Source organism: SAR324 cluster bacterium, from assembly GCA_029245725.1.
GTDB lineage: Bacteria > SAR324 > SAR324 > SAR324 > NAC60-12 > JCVI-SCAAA005.
This window is the reverse complement of the sequence record JAQWOT010000190.1, coordinates 1-4,026: the sequence shown is the minus strand read 5'-3', so window position 1 is coordinate 4,026 and position 4,026 is coordinate 1. Positions and strand designations below refer to the sequence as shown.

The 4,026-nt window shown below is 44.2% G+C and carries 4 protein-coding genes; all 4 read left to right on the top strand.

The window, feature by feature from the left end; genetic code table 11:
• On the top strand, positions 1-1,316 hold a 1,316-nt coding region (locus tag P8O70_10165), incomplete at its 5' end, for a hypothetical protein (protein ID MDG2197235.1).
• A gap of 2 nt (positions 1,317-1,318) precedes the next feature.
• The gene (gene selA / locus P8O70_10160) at positions 1,319-2,710 is read left to right on the top strand and encodes an L-seryl-tRNA(Sec) selenium transferase (GenBank protein ID MDG2197234.1); all 1,392 of its coding nucleotides are present in this window, start codon (positions 1,319-1,321) and stop codon (positions 2,708-2,710) included.
• On the top strand, positions 2,707-3,588 hold the full coding sequence (rfbD, locus tag P8O70_10155) for a dTDP-4-dehydrorhamnose reductase (protein ID MDG2197233.1): 882 nt from the start codon (positions 2,707-2,709) through the stop codon (positions 3,586-3,588). Before selA ends, rfbD begins: the two co-directional genes overlap by 4 nt.
• A complete protein-coding gene (locus P8O70_10150; GenBank protein ID MDG2197232.1) occupies positions 3,578-3,877 on the top strand; it encodes a hypothetical protein in 300 nt (99 codons plus the stop codon). Before rfbD ends, P8O70_10150 begins: the two co-directional genes overlap by 11 nt.
• Positions 3,878-4,026: the final 149 nt, after the last annotated feature.

The window sequence follows — 4,026 nt, the reverse complement described above, 5'->3', positions numbered from 1 at the left end:
CCCGTGAGGCTTATCGAAATCGTGATTTCAGAGCAAGAGCACGAAGAGATTTCCGCATCCACAAAGAACCTCATCCTGCTAAAGAGCAAAATGAGGAACTGGAAGATACACTTTTAGAAGAGGTGGCTAATCCTCTTGAATCAGTCGCTGAAAACAATTCAGGCAACGAAGACGAGGAGGATGAAAGCAAACAACAAAAATCTCGCTCAAGAAATCGTGGCAGAGGTAGAGGCCGAGGTCGTGGACGTCCTGATTTCAACGATGAGTCATCAGATGATCAACTAGATCAACAGGATGATAACGTTGCTGAAGAAGATGAAAATGTTGCTCCAACAGATGAGTTTGAAGAACCTCCACCCAAAGCAAAACGTTCGGCAGGTTGGACAGTCTACAGCAGCGTCCATGAGAAAAATGGAAAGGAGGATGACTCCCCGTGGCAACCCCTGCCTATTTCCTCTTGGCAGAGAAAACTGAGGACGCTTCCCCCTCATACCATCGTTTTCAGCAGCACTCATATTGACGCCCAAGGAAATTTGCTCCATCAACATGCAGCAAAAGAAACCCTGGGAAACGCACTTTCCGTCGAAGTCCTAGAGTGGGGTTCACAGGACTTGACTTCGACGGAACATTCAATAGTAGACAACAGCGCTCAAGAATCTTCAGAGACAACCAAGCCCTTCGAAAACTTGATGCTTTCCAAAGAGAACGAATCTACTGTCCCAGACCAGTCATCTGCCCAGACAGACTCCGAAGAGACAAAGATTTTGGATCCTTCCTCAGAGCGCAAGGTAATCCCTCTCTCCGAAGAAAACTTCATTTCAGACGAGTCGAAACTTTCTGAAGATTCTGCAGCTACAGAGTCTGAGGCAATTACTGAAAAAGCACCTGAAGACTCAGGGGATGAGAATGGTGAGATTGAAAATCCAACTGAGGAAACTACTAGCGAAGAGTTGCAGTCACCTGAACCCCCTGGCAATGGGGAGAAAAATTTGGAAGATTCAGCAAACTCTGAATCTGCAGATCTATCAGATCAAACGCTAGAAGTAAATTTGGAGGAGCAACCTGATTCCTTAGCCCCTGTGGTAGAGATGCCAAAATCAGCGAAGCGTGGAACCAGAAAGACCGCCTCCAAGACGACTCGTACTCAGAAGAAGCAACCTGCTATGAGTGATGCAAGTAAAGAAGAACAATCATCTTCCAAACTGGAAGCTGAGGTTTCCGAAATCAATTCATCCATGAATAGAAGTGCTAATGTTTCTGACGATCAAGTTGAATTACAACCGGATGAAAAGACTGTAGTATCTAATGTTAGCTAATCATGTTTTCCTGGTATCATAATCTCCCGTCGATCCAGGAAATTGAGCTGACCCTATCACAGGCTGGTCTTACAAACGTAAAATTGCAGCGTAGGCAAATCGAAGCTTGGTTAGAAGACTTACGACTAAACTACAATCAATGTTCCTCCGAGAGTGATCTCCCTGAGTGGATGTGCTCTCGGATAGGAATTCTGTCCCAAGCAAAAAAGAGATTCACTCAAAGAAAGCCTACACAACTTTCCCCAGTCATTAACGCCACTGGCATTGTGCTCCATACCAATTTGGGCAGAGCCCCACTTAGTGAAGGACACCTAGCTCAGGCCATCCGATCATTATCCCAATATTCTGACCTTGAATTGGACTTGGCATCCGGTAAAAGAGGACAGAGGATGCATCGCATTGAAAGTCTGTTGTGTAATCTCAGCAAGGCCGAATCAGCAATTGTTGTTAATAACAATGCAGCAGCAGTTTTTCTGATGATGAAAGCCCTCTGTAAAGGGGGAGAGGTTTTGGTTTCAAGAGGTGAGCTGGTTGAAATTGGTGGATCCTTTAGGATTCCAGACATCCTCAGGGAAGCTGGGGCAAAGCTGATTGAAGTTGGCACAACAAATAGAACTCGCCTCAGCGATTATCAAAATAGCCTCAGTGAAAGAACCGTAGCTGTCCTCAAGGTGCACCCCTCTAACTACTCCATCCAGGGATTCACTGAAGAAGTTCCTTTAAACGAATTGGTTAAATGGTCGAAAACAGTTGAGATTCCAACTCTGTATGATTGGGGCAGTGGAACTTTTTATCGATTTCAACAACCAGAACTAAAGCATGTTCCTACAGTGCAACAGGAAATCACAACTGAAGTTGACATGATGTGTTTCAGCGGAGACAAGCTTCTAGGAGGCCCCCAGGCAGGCATTGTTCTTGGGAGAAAAATTCTTTTGGAGAAAATGAGGAATCATCCACTCTATCGTACGGTCCGTCTTGATAAGGCTTCTCTCTGTTTGCTGGAACAGACCCTTACTGCTTACGGGAACATGAGTAATGTTGTTCAAAAAATTCCTACTCTTGAATTTCTTGAAAGAACCAAAGAAGAGATTCTCGGATATGTGATTGATCTGCATAGTAAACTTTCTATCAGCCCTGAATGGAAATTGACCGTTCATGAAAATGAATCTATGGCTGGAGGAGGAGGAATACCTGAAGTGAAATTACCTTCTGCAGCTCTTTGCTTGCACCATAAAAAATTTTCAGCTTCAGAAATTCACCAAAAGCTTCGCTCTAGAAGCCCTGCCATTGTTGGGGTGATCCAGAAAGATAATGTTCTTTTAGATCTGCGCACAGTGATGAAATCTCAGTTAAATTCTCTACGAGAAAGTCTTCAGTCATTGGTTTCGGTATGAAGATTTTGCTAACAGGTGGCGAGGGTATGTTAGCTAAAGACTTTTTGTCTGTTTTGGATCAATTCCCAGAATTCGAGTGTTATGTTCCCCCTCGTAAAGAATTGGACATTACGAATCAGGACCAGGTAGAGAGCATTATCAAAAACTATCGACCTTATATCCTGCTGAACTGCGCGGCGTACACAAAGGTCGATAAGGCAGAAACGGAATTGTCTCTCGCATTCCATGTCAACGGAATTAGTGTTGGCAAATTGGCGAAAGCTTGTCATCGATCTGGGGTGAAGATCGTTCATTTGTCCACAGATTTTGTTTTTGATGGGAGCAACAGTACCCCTGTCACTGAATCGAACTATACAGCACCGCTTGGGGTATATGGGAAAAGCAAGCGTGACGGGGAAGCTAGAATTGAAGTGAGTGATTCTGATTGGCTAATAGTCAGGACATCTTGGCTCTTTGCTGCACACAGCAATAATTTTGTTCGAACAATGCTCCGACTGGCACGAGAAAGAGATGAAATCAGAGTCATTTCAGATCAATTCGGTTCACCTACTTGGACTAGAGATTTGGCTTTGGCCCTTTGCAAACTCATCAGAGCGGATGTGAAAAATTATATTCACTTCGGAGGTTTGAACTCCTGTAGTTGGTTCGAGTTAGCAAATTACACGATAAAACAAGCTCATGAAATGGGCCTAGTCCAGACCCTGCCAAAGGTCACTCCAATTCAAACACATCAATATCCTTTGCCTGCTCCACGGCCCGCTTACTCAGTACTTTCAACTCAACGTTACCAAGAATTAACAGGTTCTCTGCCTATGATGTGGGAAGAAGCTGTCGACTCCGTTCTTAAAAGACTCCACGAGAAATCCCATGATGAGTGATATTAAGGATTGGCAGTCAGATGCATTGATCAATATCCGGCGTTTCTTGGATAAATACTCCTCAAAGTGTACAACTCATCTCCCCCTGGTTGATGTGATGCGCTTTCGAATCAACGCCATCCTTGGATCTGAACCAGATCAACTTCGATGGTCTGAAGCTGATGCTGAGGAATTGCTGAGATTGATCAAAGCTTATAAACACGTGTTGGAGATTGAGCAGCAGAACATTGCGCAATTGGAAGCCAGCCTAGAAACCCAACTCGGCAGTGCTAGCCTCAGGGGCGCATGAAATCGTTATTTGAATCCACCCAGGAAGTTCTCCTCTCAAAAGAAATCGAGCAAAAAACTCAAGGAACACTAAAACTAAAACAAGATTTTGAAGATGGGAAACTCAATCATGAGAAAGCTTTTCCCACCAATGATACTGTGGAAGCAGGT